The organism is Rahnella perminowiae, assembly GCF_019049755.1.
Classification (GTDB): domain Bacteria; phylum Pseudomonadota; class Gammaproteobacteria; order Enterobacterales; family Enterobacteriaceae; genus Rahnella; species Rahnella perminowiae.
The window spans coordinates 1-18,521 of the sequence record NZ_JAFMOS010000609.1 but is presented as its reverse complement, the minus strand read 5'-3'; the positions used below and the strand labels follow the sequence as shown (position 1 = coordinate 18,521).

Sequence of the window (18,521 nt, the reverse complement as noted above, 5' to 3'; positions counted from 1 at the left end):
GCCTCTCAATACTGCCAGTTGAGGTTAAAGCCCAGCGAAACCGGATCGGTGCTAAAGCCGTCGGGTTTGGAGAAAGGCACGGCGGCAAACAGGTCATAACCGGTTTTAAATGCCGAACCGCGAATACCGATAGCGCCTCCGGCCAGGTGGTTGCCCACCAGATATTGCGTGCCATTGCCGCCGACTTCGCCATAGTCAACGCCCAGATAAAGTTCCTGCGCCGGAACCGGCGTAGCCCAGGCGATATCATTACGCACGAACCAGCCACGATCGGCGTTCAGTGTGCGCTCGCCGTCAAAACCGCGCACCGTCCAGCGGTTGCCGATAGCAAACTGATCCTGTGGCGTCAGCGGTGTATTGCTGAACTGACGCTGGTATTGCACGTTGTAATGGAATTTTTGGTTAGCCAGCGCAAAGGGGATATCGAGCTGAGACGAAATTTGTACGATTTTGCTCAGTGCCGTGGCATCGCCGAAATTTTCTTCCGGCGCAGGCATTGCACCAAACCAGCGGGTGCCGCGCTGATAGCTGATGCCCGCATCCAGGGTGGCCTGAGCAATATAGTGACGATGTTGCAGACCGACGCGCCATGCGGCAGTGCGACGGCGCTGCACTTCGACTTCCGTATCATCAATGTAATTTTTTGATTCGCGGGCCAGCACATCGTAAGTCAGGGTGGTTTTCTGGCTACCGTTACGATGCAAGACGCGGCTGACCTGGAAATCGATGTTGTTGCTTTTACCGCTGTAGCGGTAATCACTGTTCAGACCGGCCACCGTCTGGTGGTAGTCATAGCTGTTGGCCGTGAGGCCAAACATCCAGTATCCGAAAGGTACGGAATAGTGACCCGTGATGTTATCCGAACCTTTTCCGCCTTTACTCTCCAGACTGCTGCTGCCAGAGAGATAGAACAAGTCACTGAGTGAAAAAGGGTTATCCAGCGACAGCGTCAGACCGCCCTGATAACGCCCGGTGCTGCGGGTGCCGGAATCATCCAGTGAAGCACCCACCCTCCACATGCGCTGCTGTTGCCAGTGCAAGGCAATATCACTCTCCCCCGGCTGACTGCCGGGTAAAATTTCCATGTTGGCTTGCACCGTAGGCAGCCGTTGTAAATTCTCCAGCCCCTGTTCGATATCGCGCAGATCTAAAAGCTTGTCTTCATGGGCGGGAAACGCACTGTACAACGTGATGTAGTGACCGCTGTCCGGCGTCAGTTTTACCTGGCGGACTTTACCCGGCACCACGGTCAGTTTGAGTTCGCCACTGTTGAGATCCTGCTGCGGAGCCAGCACGCGGGTGGTGATGTAGCCGTGATCGACCAGGCGGTTTTGCAACGTGCTCATCAGCAGGTTAATGCCTTTCCCGCCCAGACAGTGTCCCAGTGCCTGATTACTGATGTGCTGTAACGGCAACCAATGTGGCAGGGTGTCTGTGCCAGAAAGCGTGACCTGAGAAATTGTAAAGCACGGAGTTTCCTGCGGGAAAATGATGCGACCAAAACTGCCAGAAGGCGGAGAAAGGCGAACGTCAGGTGCGTTGGGGGTCAGACGTTGCTCTAATGCCCGCTGCTGTTCCTGCTGATGAATAAGCTGCCGGTCACCGGCGGTCAGGGCACGTTCAGGGTTATTCCCCGCAACATTTGGCACCGCTGAGTTAATCAGGGGGGCAGGGATCTCGGGGGCGGCAAACAAAGGCAATGACCATAACGCCAGCAGGGCAAAATATGGGTGGCGACGCGTCAGAGTAGCAGGGTAAATCACAACATGTCCTTATGTATGGAACGCAAAAACATCCCTTTACGTATTACTTATTTTCATAAATTTACACTTCCCGTACAAAATATCAATGAAATGGTCAGGGACTATACAAAAAATTTTAGAATTGAGATTAGTCGACCATTTCCCCCATTCGTGCGGACACCGGGCACCACACTGACCCCCTGGTAATGTAAGCACTGAGGATTATGAAAAGGCCCCGCCGTAAGGGCGGAGAATTTCTACCGGAATGAGGTATTTTCAGGAAGGAGATTCTGGAAAAAGAGGTTGAGTTTGCGAACCGGTAACACGCGTTTTCTCTACTGCTTAGTTTGTAACCTAACCAGATGTGGGGTCTCATTCCGTTCAGGGGCCACGAGTCGGCCAATTAAAGAAGCGTAATAGTTAACTTCAACAGGAAAAAACCATCGCTGATACTGCTTATCCCGCGAGCCAGACTGACCTTAGATATCCTGTGCCTGAACGTCACTTTAAGCCCAGATTGGTCATACGCATGATTACGGTACAACCCCAAAAAATGCCGGGTCTCCCGGAGCGCATGACGATACAGAAATAAACGAACCGCTTTATTTGACTTCAGCTCCGCCAGGCGAATTATTTCAGCAATCACATCGATATAGCTGTGCGCACGGACATCATAGTAGTCAGGACGATGGGTGATCGAGGCGGCATTGATCCTGTAGGTATAGTCTTTGATGTCCGGCAGATAAAACCGAGCATTACCTATCGCCAGGTTCACGGTCCAGAGAATATCTTTGTGACTTTTACCTGTCTGAAAATGCAGCGCGTTGTCTCTAACGTAGGATGACCTGACCATCTGCAACCACAGATAGTGCGGCCATTCGCGGTGCATCACGCAGTGGCGTATCCACTCATGTCCGGATAAGGATTGTGCGTAGGGTTGCCTGGTGTGTACGGGCGTTCTGGAATTTCCGGAACCCGTGCGCCAGGCATTGAAGATCACCACATCGGCCTGAGTGTTTATCGCGGTCTGCCAGCGTGCAAAGATGAATCCCTCTTCAACGTCATCATCTGCATCGAGAAATATCACCCACTCACCACGGTGTATATCCAGTGCGGCATTACGTGCCGCATAGACGCCCTGATTTTCCTGCTCAATGAGGATAACCCGGTCGTCGCAGATATCCCGGATAAGTCTGCCAGTACCATCAGTGGAACCGTCGTTGACGATAATGAGTTCAATAGCGACACGGGTTTCGCTGAGGATCTTGCTGATGAGGTGACTGATGGTCTCTGCCGCGTTATAGACAGGAATGATGACGCTGACCTCGATCATGGCCTGCCGGTCTTGCTGAATGAGCGCCATTTAATCTTTATGCCTTTGGACTGAAATTTCTCTTCTTTCCCGAATTTCCAATTGAAGGTCATATAAGCATTCCTCGCAGAGCTCTTTATCCAGCGCGAATAACCGTTCGATGAAGTTTCTTTTTTTATTACATCGGGTACATCTTTTCATGTTCATCTCTTCGCGGCTGCATCGTTCGAGCATGGTGGCCTTGTATTGGCGTACTAATGTGATGCAAAAATGGTTACCTGAGACGATTAGTTTCTGGCATCCCTGCAGTGATGACGTAGCAAGCCCCACAGCGGTAATACGCTGTGATGCAAAGCTTTTTACAGCCACCAATGAAATCCAAGGATAACCAGAGAGGTTGTTGGAAAGATAATCGTTTTGATAGATCGATAATTGGATTTCGATCGTTATCGCCGATCGATGTGGACAGGATATCGATAATGGATAGGTATTCCTTGCCCTGCGCTGTGGAATGGCCCAAATAAGTTTGGTAAGAAATACCTGATCGAGAAAAATATTTTTAAAATCATGGGCATGAAAGCCTGTATTTTCGATTTGTGACCAATGTGTTCAGAATGCGAGGTTCAACATGCAACGCATCTATTGGTACATAACTCAGTTCAGCACTGTTTAAAGGAATATTACCTGCTACATCAACGTTATTGCACCATCAGCACATTAACGGACGAGTAGGGCTGTTAACCGAATGCGGAGCCGGAACAGCTAAAGGGGATACAAAAAAGAGGTATGCGTTCACTAAGCCGGTTTATTTCTAAATATTTCTAAAATAATGTTTCAGCAGGACTGCTATTCAGCAGTATTCATCTTATTTAGGTAATGTGGCGGGAATTACTTGGTGTAATTCTCTAAAAAACACTTGGATTGGCATATTTATTAATCTTTCCCATGACTCTCTTTTTACATATTTTGCAATGTCATTAGCCCGTTAATTGCTAAAGGTGGATCACTCCTCAACCGATATGTGTTGAATGTTAAACAATACTTCAACGCTGTAGCGGCACCTGACGCGCAAGATTGAGAGCGGAAAGGGTAGTCAGTCGGCGAGAGAAAACGCCCGGATATGGAAATCATAAGCCTTGGTACTCGTTTTCGACATTTCAAACGCCGGAAAGTTAGACTTTTAGCGTCGTTATACTTACTGGTTGCTTTTGCGACGCAGGCCGCGCCGCTCAGCCCCGCCGACCGCGACAGTATCGAACAGCAGCAGCGGCAACTTCTGCAGCAGAACCAGCAGCAGCGTCAGGAACTGGAGCGCAGCACGTCAGTCGCCCCCGCGCCGCAAACTCCCGTACACTCCGGCGGCCCGTGCTTTGATATTCACGACATTACCCTCAGCGGCGCAGACCATATGCCCGCGCGCATCCGGCAAAAACTGACTCAACCCTATCTGCAACAGTGCCTCGGTATTGGCCAGATTAATGCCCTGGTGAAACAGATCTCCGACTGGTATATCGGCAGGGGCTATATCACCAGCCGCGCATTTCTCACCGAACAGGATTTATCTTCCGGCACGCTCAGCCTGACGGTAATGGAAGGCAAACTCGAAGCCATCAAAATGGAAAACCAGCGCGGCGCAATGCTGGCGATGGCGTTTCCGGGACGGGTTGGCAAAATTCTTAATCTGCGCGATATCGAGCAGGGGATGGAGCAGATTAACCGGCTGCGCAAAACGCCGGTGCAGATTGAAATCCAGCCCGGCAGCCAGCCGGGATACTCCATCGTCAACCTTACCTCAAAGCCTGAGTTTCCCCTGCAGGCCAGCGCCGGTTTTGATAACTCAGGGCAGAAAAGCACCGGCACCGGACAGGTCAGCGGCTCGCTGACCGGCAATAACCTGCTCGGGCTGGCGGATCAGTGGTTTGTCAGTGCGTCACGAAGCAGCGACGGCGCAAGCGACCACGACGCGAAAAGCGTGCAGGCGGGCGTTAATCTGCCTTACGGCTACTGGCTGTTTGATTACAACTACAGCTACAGCGACTACCTGAGCACCATTGAATCGCAGGGCTATCTGTGGCGCTCCACCGGCGACAGCCAGGCGCACCGCTTCACCCTTTCCCGCGTACTGTTTCGCAACGGCGACATGAAAACCGCCGCCAGCCTCGGGCTGACGCACCGCCTCAACCGAAATTATCTCAACGACGCCACGCTGGAAAGCAGCACCCGCAGCCTGACCAGCTGGACCGCAGGCATTAATCACAGCCAGAAACTCTGGGGCGGATACGCCACGCTCAACCCGGCGTTCAGCCGTGGCGTGCCGTGGTTTGGCGGCGAGAGTGATGAAGATAAAAACCCGGATGCCCCGCGCGCGGAGTTCTCTAAATGGACGCTGTCCACCAGCTATTACCGGCCTGTCACCCAACGCATTACCTGGCTGACCAGCGCCTACGGCCAGTGGGGCGATGACCGTCTTTACGGCAGCGAACGCCTGACGATTGGCGGCGAAAGCTCGGTGCGCGGGTTCAAAGAGCAATATCTTTCCGGCGACAACGGCGGCTACTGGCGCAACGAGCTGGATACCCAACTGTTCGCGCTGCCGGTGCTCGGACAAATCAGCGCCGTGACCGCGCTTGACGGCGGCTACCTGCAACGCAGCAATCACGACACCAATGCGTCCGGCACCTTATGGGGCGGGGCGGTGGGTTTATCGAGCAGTAACGCACATTTCTCCAGCCAGTTTACCGTCGGCTGGCCGCTGAGCTATCCGGACTCACTGGCACCGGATCGCGTCACGGTCTACTACCGCATCGGCTTTGCACTTTAGCGTTGTACCTCTACATAAGAGAGAAGGAATTCGGCGATGAAATCGATCACAGAGCAACCGGTCGCGTTATGGCGTAAAGCACTGGCATACGGGCTGATGGGCTGGCTGGTCTGGCAACCGGTGGTGCCCGCATTTGCGGCCGGTATCACGGTAGCCGAAGGCAACACCCGCACCGATCAGGCGGGTAACGGCGTGCCGGTGGTGAACATCGCCACCCCGAATCAGGCCGGGATTTCGCATAACAAATACAACGATTTCAACGTCGGCCAGCAGGGCCTCATTCTCAACAACGCCACCGGCAAACTGACCCGGACTCAGCTGGGCGGGCTGATCCAGAACAACCCCAATCTTACGGCAGGTCAGGAAGCGAAGGGCATCATTAACGAAGTGGTGTCAGCGAACCCTTCGCAACTTAACGGCTACATGGAAGTCGCGGGAAAAGCGGCGAACGTCATGGTCGCCAACCCCTACGGCATCACCTGTAACGGCTGCGGCTTCCTCAACACCCCGAACGCCACGCTGACCACCGGTAAACCTGTGCTGAACGCTGACGGTTCGCTGCAGTCCCTCGACGTCACGCAGGGTGCGATCACCGTTGAAGGTCAGGGCCTGGACGCCCGCAAGAGCGATTCTTTTTCACTGATTTCCCGCGCCGCGCAGATTAACGCCGGGCTGTACGCCAGAGACCTGAACGTCACCTTAGGTGCCAATCACGTCGATGCGCAGGGTAATGCCACGCCGATATCCGGCGCAGGCGTACCGGCGGTGGCGATTGACACCGGCGCGCTTGGCGGTATGTACGCCAACCGCATTCATCTGGTCTCCAGCGACAAGGGCGTCGGGGTCAACCTTGGCAACCTGAACGCGTCGGTCGGCGATATGCAGATTGATGCCAGCGGCAGGCTGACGCTAAGTAATGCGACCGCCACCGGCAAGCTGACGGCGAATGCGCAGGCCATCGCGCTTAACGGTACCCAGCAGTCGGGCGGCGATATGGCGCTCAACAGCCAGGGACAACTGGCCATTCAAGGGGGCCAGGTAACCAGCGGCGGTAATATGACGCTGGCCGCTGACCAGCTCAATTCAGGCAATACCGCGCAGGTGTCTGCGGCAGGTAATATTCATGCTACCGCCGGTAATGGCAGCCAGTGGCAGGGCAAGCTGACGGCGGGGAAAGATCTCCAACTGAACGCCGGGGATCTGACCAATAACGGGCTGATCGCCGCAAACGGAAACGCCCGTATCACCACGCAGCGGCTGACCAATACCGGCACGCTGCAGGCGCAGGGAACGCAAGATCTTCAGGCGACAACGCTGGACAACAGCGGGGTGGTGCAGGCCAGCGGTGCCCTGACCCTCACTGCCGGAGAAACGCAGCTTGGTGGATTGTTGTCGACTGACAATCAGCTGACCGGGCGTTTCGGGCAACTTTCCACCCTTGCAGGGTCGCAGATTCAGTCCGGTACTGATGCGGATATCGGTGTGCAGGGCAGTGCGATGCTCGGCGGTAACGTCCGCGCCGGACAAAACCTGCGGCTCAGCAGCGGCTCACTGAGTTCGGCCAGCAGCGCTAAGCTTTACGCCGTCGGGAATGTGCAGGCCAATGCGGGCAATAACGGCGTGTGGAACGGCAGCCTGACGGCGGGCGGTAATCTGGGCGTCAGTGCGGGCGACATGACCAACAACGGCACGCTGGCCGCCAGCGGCAACACGCAGCTGAATGTCGGTTCACTCAGTACCACCGGCGATTCGACGATCACCAGCGCAGGCGCGCTTTCGCTGACGGCTGATGACGCGCAGCTCGGCGGGTTGATTTCAACGGATAATCTGCTGACCGGACGTTTCGGCGAACTGACCACGCTGGCAGGGTCGCAACTTCAGTCGGGCACGGACGCAGATGTTCAGGCAACCGGCAAAGCGATATTAGGTGGCAAGCTGCGCGCCGGGCAAAATCTTCTGCTCAGCAGCGGGTCACTCAGCTCAGATAATACCGCGCAGGTTTATGGCGTGGGTGATGTGCAGGCCAATGCGGGCAATAACGGTGTGTGGAACGGCAGCCTGACGGCGGGCGGCAATCTGGGCGTCAGTGCGGGTGACATGACCAACAACGGCACGCTGGCCGCCAGCGGCAACACGCAGCTCACCACGCAAACACTGACCAACGGCGGCCTGATCCAGGCGCAGGGTACACAGACCCTGAACGCCAGCGAACTGAACAACAGCGGCAAAATGCAGTCCGGCGGTGCGCAAAACATCACCGCCAATACCCTCAGCAATCAGGGGCTGATCGGCTCGCAGCAGGGACTGGGCTTACAGGTTGCGGACCAGATGACCGTGGGTGAACAGGGCTCGCTGTTTGCCGGAGACCGGCTGAACATCGGCGGCGGTCAGATGAACGTGGACGGCACGCTGACCGGCAAAAATGGCCTGACGCTCAACAGTACTTCCCTGAACGCCGGGCAAAACTCGCTGATCACCAGCCTTGGCGATATTCAGTTTTCTGCCGCGCAGCAGACGCTGGGCGGCCAGTTGTCGACTTCCGGCAACGTGGGCCTGAACGCCACGGATCTGTCCGTCGGGGCACAGGGTTCCGTTCACAGCGATAAAGATTTATCCCTGACGGCAACCGGCAGCGCCACGCTGGCCGGTGCGCTCGACGGCAACACGCTGGAAGCCGGTGGCGGCACATTGCAGGTGACCGGCAGCGGTTCGCTGGCCTCCACGGGAGATATGCAGTTATCCGCCCGCCAGCAGCAGCTCGACGGCACCACCAGCGCGGGCAATACTCTTTCGATTAACGCTGACCAGCTTAATGCCGCACAGGGTGGTAAAACCTCGGCGCAAAATGACGTGCAGGCCACGGTTGCCAGCGGCGGCCAGTGGTCCGGCAGCCTGATCGCCGGGCGTGACCTCAACTTCACCTCGCACGATTTCAGCAACGGCGGCACGCTGGCCGCCAACCGCAACGGCCAGTTCAGCTTCGGCACCCTGACCAATAACGGCCTGCTGCAGTCCCTCGGCACGCAGCAGCTTGACGGGGAGACCCTCAATAACAACGGCACGGCGCAGTCCGGCGGTGACCAGACGCTGACCCTGAATCAGTTCAACAATCAGGGGCTGACCGGCACCCGCGGCGACTTAGCGCTGACCGCGGACGACGTGACCAACGGTGATGCGGCGACCTTACTGGCCGATGGTCAGCTGACGCTCAACACCGCCCAGGCAGATCTGGGCGGCACGCTGACCGGCACGCAGGGTGCAACACTTAACGCCACCGCGCTGACCACCCGCGCCGGATCGGTACAGTCCAGCCAGGGCGATGTGAACCTCAGTGCGGATACCGCGAACTTAAAGGGTTTTCTCTCCGCCGACGGCAACGCGGCGCTGACCACGCAACAGCTCACTACCGGCAACGGCTCGCAGACGCAGGGCAAAAACGCGCTGGGGATCAGTGCGTCTGAAAAAGCCGATCTGGCCGGGAAACTGGTGACACCGGGCACGCTGACAGTTCAGGCGGGTACGCTGACCAACGGCGCGGCGCTGGGCGCGGACAATGTGGATATCACGGCCACCTCGCTGACCAACAGCGGTGCCATCACCGCCGACGACGGCCTGCATGTGAAAGCCGGTACCTTGCAGCAGCAAGGCAGCCTGTCTGCGCAGAGCCAGATGACGCTGGAAGGCCAGACGCTGGTCAATCAGGGCAACGTGTCGGGCGGTAACGTCGTCGTGAATGCTACCGGCAGCCTGACCAATCAGGGCACCGGTGTGATATCGGCGGGCAACGGCCTGACCGTGACGGCACCGGTTGTGACCAACAACGGCCAGCTTCTGGCACAAACGGTCGGCGTGAATGCCACAGGTATCAGTAATAACGGGCTGATGCAGGGCAACGGCGGTACCACGCTCACCGCCACTACCTTAACCAACGGTGCGCAGGGGCAGGTATTGTCCGGAGGCACGCTGGGTGTGCAGGTGGGTGATACCCAGAATCAGGGCAGGCTACAGGGCAGCCAGCTGACCCTGACCGGCAACAGCCTGACCAACGGCGGCACGGCATTAGGCACGAATGGCCTGAACGCGCAGATGCAGGGTGACCTCAATAACGGCGGCAGCCTGCTCTCATCCGGTAACGTCACGGTGAACGCCGCCACGCTGGAAAACAGTGGCCAGTTACTCAGCGATAAAACCGCCACGGTGACGGCTGACCACGTCAGCAACACAGGGCAGATACAGGGCGACACGCTGGCGCTTACGGCGAACAACGCGGACAACAGCGGCAACCTGATTGGCCTGAAGGGCCTGACGGCGCAGCTGCAGCAGGATTTAACCAACGCCACGTCCGGCAAGATGCTGACGCAGGGCGCACTCACCGTCACCGCCGCGCACGTCACCAACAACGGCAACTGGCAGGCCGACAGCGCCGATGTACACGGCGATCAGTTAGATCTTAACGGCGCCATCCAGACCGCCTCACGCGCCAACCTCGACCTGACCGGTACGCTCAATACGCAGGCGCAGGGCAAAATCATCTCAACCGGTCTGGCTATTTTGCAGGCGGCGAACCTGAATAATCAGGGGAACTGGTCGGCGGATAACCTGACCCTGACCGGCGGTGCGCTGACCAGCAGCGGCGGCATCAGCGGTGTCAGCGCGCTTGCGGCCACGCTCAGCGGGCAACTTCAGGTTCAGCAGGGCGGCACATTACTCAGCGGCGGCACCGCCACGCTGAACGCCGGGAATATTGCTAACAGCGGCACCATTCAGGCCGGTAATCTTGTGCTGACCACCAACAGTATTAGCAACGGCGGGCAGTTACAGGGCCAGCAAAGCCTGCAGGGTACGGTACAAAACGGCATCACCAACCTGAGCGGCGGCACCGTACGCAGTCAGGGAACGTTAGATTTGGGCGCGCAGTCGCTGCTCAATCAGGGGCAGATGCAGGGCGACGGCGTCACTCATCTGACCCTCACCGGTAATCTCAATAATCAGGGCACCTTACTGACCGGCGGCAGGCTGACAGTTTCTGCACCGGTGCTGACCAACAGCGGCACGCTGCAGGCGCAGGGCCTGACCATGACCGGCGGCTCGCTCAACAACAGCGGTACGCTGACCGGACAGGGCGACAGCGCGCTGAACGTCACGCAGATGACCAATCAGGGCCAGCTTCAGGGCGACCGGCTGATGCTGACCGGTAACGAACTGCATAACACCGGCACCGTATTGGGCAGCCAGTCACTGGGGCTTAACGTTCAGAACGCCGACAACCAGGCGGGCGGCAAACTCTACAGCGCAGGCAACCTGACGCTGGTGACGCCGGTGCTCAATCAGGCGGGCAGCCTGCTGGCGCTGGGGGATATGACGCTGCAACTCGGTTCGGGCTTCACCCAGACCGGCACGCTGGCGGCAGGGCAGAACCTCAGCCTCAGCACGCAGGGCGACCTGAACGTGCTCGGCACCTTGCAGGGCAACGGCATCCAGCTCAGCTCGGCCGGCAACTTTACCAACAGCGGTCAGTTGCGCGGTGGCGGCGGTACGGTGGGCGTGGACGCCAGCAACATCCAGCTCAACGGTAGCGGCAGCGTGCAGTCCGGCGGGGATATCCGCCTGGCCAGCCGTGGCGTACTTAACAACAGCGGCTTTGTCGGCGGGGCGGGTAACGTGGTGATGTCCGCTGGCGGCCAACTGACGAACAGCGCGCTGCTGTACGCCGGTAACAACATGCAGTTGCTGGCCGACAGTATTCACAATAACTACGGCGATATTCTGGCGGGCAACAGCCTGTGGCTGCAGCGGGACGCGGCGGGCAACGCCAACAGCGAAGTGGTCAACACGTCGGGGGATATTGAGACTACTAACGGCGATATCACCATCAATACCGGCCATCTGCTGAATCAGCGGGACGGTTTGAGCACGTCGAGTTCTTATCAGGCGGCGGCAGACAGCCCGGCATCCGGCGGTGCCAGTTCGATCAAGGTGCGTCTGGGGGATCTGGATGATGATGAACTGGGTACTTACCTGTCAACGTTCAATTATAACAACGGCGGAAGCGGCAGTAATGGTGAGCGCTGGAGCATAACAACCAGCTATCTGGCACCCAACCAAAAAGGATCAGTTAAAGAGTTCCTGGAGGGCACATCAACCGTGACGGCGACGGCCAGCGGAGGTGCCGGACGTATTGCCGCTAACAACAATATCAATATTGCAGCCAGCACTCTGGACAATGTCGGCAGTAATATTCTGGCGGGTGAGAATATCTCACTGTCTGGTGTGAATCTGAATAACCAGTCCTATGAAAATGGCATTCAGAATAAATATCTTACCTACACCTATACCGGCACACTGGGGTCTGATAATCCTGATAGCAAGGATTATAAAAAAACGTTTGCTACAACTTCCGATTCCACCCAGTCGACTGTCGGACGCGGGGACAGCGTTGATTCAACCGTGACCTACAACCTCTCTGAAGCACCGACTTATGAGAATGTCAGCACCGGCGAAGGCCTCCGCTCAGTTATTCAGGCCGGTGGGGCAGTTAACGCCAGTTTCAGCAATAACATCAGCAATACCACGACCTCGGCTAACGCAGGCGGTTTATCCCATGCGATAAGCGCACCGTCACTGAACGGCACGTCGGGCCTGCAACCGGTCAGCGGTTCGCAAAGCAAACAACTGGCATCCGCACAAAACCTGACCGTCGGCTCGGTACAGTGGAACAATTCCGTCACCGATGCGTTAAAGCAGATTGGCAATCAGGGCGCTGCACTGACGGATTACCCGCTGCCGACCGGCAATAACGGTTTGTTTGTGGCGAGTCAGGATCCTTCCAGCCCGTATCTGATCACCACCAACCCGCAACTGGGCGGGATCGGTAAAACCGATCCGTCACTGTTCAATGCGCTGAACGATTACCTTGCGCGACCGACGTCTGCGATATCTGCCGTGGGCAAACAGGCCACCCCGGGTGGTACCGGCCTGACCTCTGCGGCCTTTTCTGCAACGCCGGTGGCAGGTCAGGTTGTCCATCCTGCGGTTCAGCCTGGCACGCCGTCCAACCCGCGCATTGAAACGGCACCGGTCTATACCGACGAGAGCAAGTTCCTCGGCTCGGCCTACTTTATGGACCGGCTGAAGCTGACGCCGGACTATGACTATAAGTTCCTCGGCGATGCCGCCTTCGATACCCGTTATGTCGATAACGCCGTGCTCAGTCAGACCGGGCAGCGCTACGTCGGCGGCACGGGGTCAGACCTCGCGCAGATGCAGTATCTGATTGATAACGCCGCCGAACAGCAGGCCGGTCTGGGCCTGCAACCGGGCATCAGCCTGTCGCCGGAACAGGTCGCGGCCCTGACCAAAAGCATCGTCTGGTGGGAAAAAACCACCGTCAACGGCCAGACGGTTCTGGCCCCTAAACTCTATCTTTCTGCCAACGACACCCACGCGGTGACCGGCAGCGTGATTTCCGGGAACACCGTCAATCTCGACGCCGGGCACATCGTCAACGCGGGCAGTACCCTGCAGGCCGGGAGCCAACTGACAGCAAAAAGCAGCGGCGGGCTGGATAATCTTAGCGCAGGGCTTATTGCCTCCAACGGCAGCCTGCAACTGAGCGTGCTGGGAGATATCAATAACATTGGTTCGTCGATTTCCGGACAGACCGTTGCGCTGCAATCCGTGACCGGGGACATCAATAACGTCACCCAGGCGCAGCAGTGGACGGCCGCGCCGACCACCAGCAAAAGCAAAACGTTTCAGCTGACCTTCAGCCAGACCCAGACCGGCGACGTGGCCGGTATCTCGGCCACCGACGGGCTTTCGCTCACCGCCGGTCACGACATCAATAACACCGGCGCCCGACTCACGGCGGGCAGTGACCTGCAACTGGTGGCGCTGAACGACATCAGCATCACCGGCAACGCGCTCAGCACCAGCAAAGCCACGGCGAAAAGCAGTGCACAGACCACCGACAGCGAGGCCAGCACGGTCAGCGCGGGCGGTCATTTATCGGCCAGCGCGGGACACGACCTGACCGTGGCGGGCAGCGCCGTCACCGCCAAAGGCGACGCCACGCTGGCGGCAGTTAACGACATCAACCTCAACACGATGGACCAGAGCAGCCATCAGACCAGCGGAAAAAATCAGGCTGACAGCAACAACGCCACCCGCACGGTGGTGAGCAGCGGCGGCGACCTGACGCTCAGCGCAGGCCGGGATTTGAACTCGCAGGCGGCGCAGCTGACCGCCGACCTCAACGCCTCACTCAGCGCCGGTCGCGACGTCAACCTGAACGCGCAGCAGACCAGCACCTACAGCGAAACCCACGGCAGCAAAAGCGTGAGTATCCGTGAAAATGTCGGGCAGGAAGGGACAGCGGTGGTGAGCGGCGGGAGCACCACCATTGCCGCCGGGCGTGACATTACGACACAGGCTGCGCAAGTACAGGCCACCGGCGACCTGACCCTGAACGCCGGGCGGGATGTGAATATCACTACCGCACAGGAAAGCCAGTACAGCTACGACGAAAAAACTAAAACCAAGAAACACCTGTTCTCCGGCACGACCACGCACACGGTCGCTGAGGACTATGCCACTACTGAAAAAGCCTCGCAGCTGAGTGGCGACAAGGTGTCAGTTGTTGCCGGGCAGGACCTGACGGTGAAAGGTTCATCCGTGGTCGGTGACGAGGATGTGACGCTGAAAGCGGGGAAAGACCTCAGCATTACCGCCGCCACAGAGGAGCAATCCAGTTATCGCCTGAGTGAGACCAAAACCAGCGGCATGTTCAGCGGCGGCGGACTGGGCGTGACGTTCGGCAGCAAATCCTCGCGTCAGCAAATCAATCAGGACGGTACCACCCAGAGCCAGAGCAGCAGTGCCGTCGGCAGCACCGGCGGCAACGTGAATCTGATCGCCGGTGAACAGGTGCATATCGGTGGCTCGGATGTGATCGCTAAAAATGACGTCAGCATCGTCGGCGGCTCGGTCACGGTTGACCCCGGCAATGACATGCTGACCCGCAAACAAATCTACGAGCAGAAACAAAGCGGCCTGACGGTGTCGCTGTCGAGCCCGGTGACGGATGCGCTGCTGACTATTGGTAAAGATATAAGCCAGTCGGGTGACTCCGGTGATAACCGGTTAAAAGCGTTGTATGGAATGGCTGCCGTCCAAGACGGGTGGGCTGCCGCACAAGATGGCAAGGTCGCCAGTCAGCTCGCAGCGTTAAAAAATGGGGATGTCAGTGCCAGTGTGACTCTCCAGGTCAATATCGGGGCCAGTAAAAGCAAGAACACGTCCGAGCAGGTGAGTAACCAGGTCAGTGGCAGCACTGTCAGCGGCGGGCGTAATGTGGCGATTGTCGCAACCGGTGCCAACGGGCAGACCGGGGATGTCAGTATCACCGGCAGTGGCGTGACGGGGAATAAGGTCACACTGGCCGCGCAGAATGATTTACTGCTTCAGGCTGCCAGCAATAACAACAAGCAAACCGGCAGCAACAGCGCCAGTGGCTGGAGTGCCGGTGCACATATTTCATTCGGTCAGGAAACCGGCATCGGTGTGCAGGCCAGCGGTTATATGGCGAAAGGCTCGGAAAAAGGCAATACCACAGATTATGTCAATACGCGTATCAACGGGCAGGATGCAGTCACCCTCAGCAGCGGCAACGACACAACGCTAAGCGGTGCGCAGGTGATGGGCGACAAAATCACCGCCGATGTCGGGCGCAATCTGACCATTACCAGCCTGCAGGATATTGATGACTACGCCAGCAAGCAAAAGAGCGTCAGCGGAGGTTTCAGCTTTACCTTCGGCACCATGAATGGCTCAGCATCCCTGAGCATGAATCAGTCGAAAATGAGCAGTGAATATGCCAGCGTGGGTGACCAGAGCGGGCTGTTTGCGGGTCATCAGGGTTATGACATCTATGTCGGCGACCATACGCAACTAAACGGCGCCGTGATTGCCTCGACCGCTGATGCGGCCAATAACAGTCTGAACACCGGGACGCTGGGCTGGACGGATATCCAGAATAAAGCAGATTACAAGGCCAGCAGTGTGGGGATTTCTGCCAGCGGATCGACGGCGGCTAAAACGGATGAAAACGGGAAGGTTATCCATGATAAAGAGGGCAAGACCGATCAGATAAATCAGATGATCCTGCCGATCCCGACGATGGCGATTAGCAGCGGTAATGCCAGTGGTACGACCCGCTCTGCTGTAGGTAACGGAACGATCACAGTACGTGATACCAGCCAGCAAACGCAGGATGTGGGTACGCTTAGCCGAAATACCGACGATGCCAATGGTCATATCGACAAGATTTTTGATAAGGACAAAATTCAGACCGATCAGCAGGTGACACAACTGGCTGAGCAGGTCATGCAACAAACGGCAAGCAATGTTTTAAACCAGTTGTCGGTCAATGCGAAAGACGATGCCGCGAAAAAACTGGCATCAGATGCTGCTTATCAGGCGGCTGATGCAGGCCAGAGGAAAAGCATGGAAGATGCTGCTTTTCTGGCGGTGGATCAGAAATACGGCATCGGCAGTCCGTACTGGACCGCAGCAACGGCTATCAGCGGAGCGCTTGCCGGGCTCACCGGTGGTGATATGGGACAGGCTCTGGCGGGCGGGCTGGCACCTTATCTGTCTCAGGAGGTAAAAAAAGTCACGGGGGACAGCGCTGTCGCTAACACCGTTGGGCATGCGTTGGCCGGGGCTGTGACAGCCTATATTCAGGGTGGCTCAGTGACGGGCGGCGCAGCAGGCGGTGCTGCGGGAGAATTAGCTGCGAAGATCATCATCAGTGCATTTTACCCCAATACCAAAGCAGAAGACCTGACGGAGGATCAGAAGGCAAATGTCAGCGCATTAAGTACATTAGCTGCCGGTCTGGCGGGTGGTGTGGCCGGGAATTCGTCATTGGCAGGCGTGCAAGGGGCGATTGCCGGGAAGGCAGCAGTGGAGAATAATGCGCTTGCTAGTGACCCGAATGAGATAGAGAAAAAATATGAAATTGAATTACAAAGGGAGTTGCATCAGGAAACTGGTGCACCTCGTGCCCTGGATGACCCTGAGAATGCTGTTCATGAAATAGTTCCGCCGGGGTTGGGCATTGGTGTTGGGATTGGTGCAAAAGGAAGCAATGGGGCACAGAGCACAGTCAACCAAGGAAAACTTAACTCTCAGCTTCTAGCTGAAGAAGTCGCGAATGGCCATGCCTACGAGAAGCATGTGCTTGAACGGCAAGAGTTCTCTGACCTTGGTATCAGTACTAAAAGTCAGTTCCAAAGTTTTGTGGAAGGTATTGTTACTAATCCAGAAATTGAACGCCGTCAATCTGTTGACGGGACAACTTACTATCTTGATAACTCAACTAAAACCATTGTCATTAGAGGGCAGAGAGGTGAAGCTACTGCCTTCAGACCAGACAAAGGTGGGGTTGGTTGGGATAACTATATTAATTCTCAGGTACCGAAGAAATGAGTGAGAAAATTAACGATTGTGATTACATTAATTTTAGAGTAACGCCCAAAGAGCTTAGGTACTTTGTTTCATGTGGATTAGCGTTAATTCAAAATGTACCAGAGGGCTCTCTAACTACATACTGTGGATTAAACAAGAATGAGATTATTGATATTTCTATTCGATTGAGGGCGTTAGCTGATGAAATTGGGGTACAAATGTAATTAGGATTCAGATTAACCAAATCCGAGTGATCCTAAAAATGCTGTTCACGAAATAATAAAACCGGGTTTATGGGGTAGTGCCGGAGGTGCTGTTGGTCCAAAAAGCTCAGGTACTGCGCTGGAAACGACCAATCCCATTACTGTGAGTGGTAGCCGAGCCATCGACAAGGCGCAAAGCAATGAAAGTGGTATGTGCGGGATGTATGGTGATACTCCATTTGCTGTGCGTCAATACACTGCGATTGTCGATGGGCAATGTGTCAAAAAAACGACACCAGCACAGGTTGGTGAGAAGTTGGGTGTTGATCCTAGGTGGGTGAAACTTGACGGAAGTCCCAACTGGCCAACGAAAGCAAATAATGGTTTTGACAGCGGATTCGATGGGCCGCCAACGATTACTGAGCTTCAGCCTGGCCATACGTTTGACAGATATGGTGGCCGGTTTGATGAGAAAGGTAACTTTACTGATTAGGGTAAATTTGTGGCGTCGACAGATGTGCCTTTTGAGCAACGCGCGCTTTGCCTGACTCAAGTTTGAAATCACCATATCGGCAGTATGAGGTTTTAAGGACTATCCCAGATGTAAACTCTGGAAGCGCAGCTACTTCGTTTGGAAAACCGGGTATGGGGACTCAGTATCAATTACCGATGAATATTGATGAATTGGTGAAAGAGGGCTTCATCAAGCCCATACAGGTGAAAGCCGTCCTTTTATAGGCTGACTGTGACCTGCCCCCAGGATTAGATACAACCGTCAGTTAGTAATGTCGGTTTGTTGACCCGCTCCCCGTATGTGATCCATTCATAATCAGGAATAACCGGCTTCTGACCCGCTCCCCGTATGTGATCCATTCATAATCAGGAATAACCGGCTTCATGTTGGTTGTGTATTCTGGCAACCGGCAGACTTCTCAGCAAATTCTGACGGGGTCATCCAGCCCAGCGCAGAATGG

7 protein-coding genes are annotated in these 18,521 nt (G+C 56.3%); 5 read left to right on the top strand and 2 right to left on the bottom strand.

Annotated elements, in window-relative coordinates:
• Nucleotides 1–5: 5 nt before the first annotated feature.
• Nucleotides 6–1,649 (bottom strand): ShlB/FhaC/HecB family hemolysin secretion/activation protein, encoded by a 1,644-nt coding sequence (locus tag J1785_RS19715; protein WP_336369306.1) that lies wholly within the window; start codon nucleotides 1,647–1,649, stop codon nucleotides 6–8.
• Between the two features lie 496 nt (nucleotides 1,650–2,145).
• Nucleotides 2,146–3,105 (bottom strand): glycosyltransferase, encoded by a 960-nt coding sequence (locus tag J1785_RS19710; protein ID WP_238483293.1) that lies wholly within the window; start codon nucleotides 3,103–3,105, stop codon nucleotides 2,146–2,148.
• 1,069 nt (nucleotides 3,106–4,174) lie between these two features.
• On the opposite strand from J1785_RS19710, the gene J1785_RS19705 reads away from it, so the two are divergent.
• From J1785_RS19705 to J1785_RS27095, 5 genes are all read left to right on the top strand, one after another.
• The gene (locus J1785_RS19705; protein ID WP_217220284.1) at nucleotides 4,175–5,875 is read left to right on the top strand and encodes a ShlB/FhaC/HecB family hemolysin secretion/activation protein; all 1,701 of its coding nucleotides are present in this window, start codon (nucleotides 4,175–4,177) and stop codon (nucleotides 5,873–5,875) included.
• A 36-nt stretch (nucleotides 5,876–5,911) separates the two neighbouring features.
• Nucleotides 5,912–17,365: a hemagglutinin repeat-containing protein gene (locus J1785_RS19700; RefSeq protein WP_217220283.1), complete on the top strand. Its 11,454-nt coding sequence runs from the start codon at nucleotides 5,912–5,914 to the stop codon at nucleotides 17,363–17,365.
• Complete coding sequence (locus tag J1785_RS19695; RefSeq protein ID WP_217215919.1) at nucleotides 17,362–17,568, top strand: hypothetical protein; 207 nt, start codon at nucleotides 17,362–17,364, stop codon at nucleotides 17,566–17,568. Before J1785_RS19700 ends, J1785_RS19695 begins: the two co-directional genes overlap by 4 nt.
• A gap of 199 nt (nucleotides 17,569–17,767) precedes the next feature.
• Complete coding sequence (locus J1785_RS19690; protein ID WP_217220282.1) at nucleotides 17,768–18,040, top strand: hypothetical protein; 273 nt, start codon at nucleotides 17,768–17,770, stop codon at nucleotides 18,038–18,040.
• A 47-nt stretch (nucleotides 18,041–18,087) separates the two neighbouring features.
• A complete protein-coding gene (locus J1785_RS27095) occupies nucleotides 18,088–18,285 on the top strand; it encodes a TNT domain-containing protein (protein ID WP_217220281.1) in 198 nt (65 codons plus the stop codon).
• The last annotated feature ends 236 nt before the right edge of the window (nucleotides 18,286–18,521 follow it).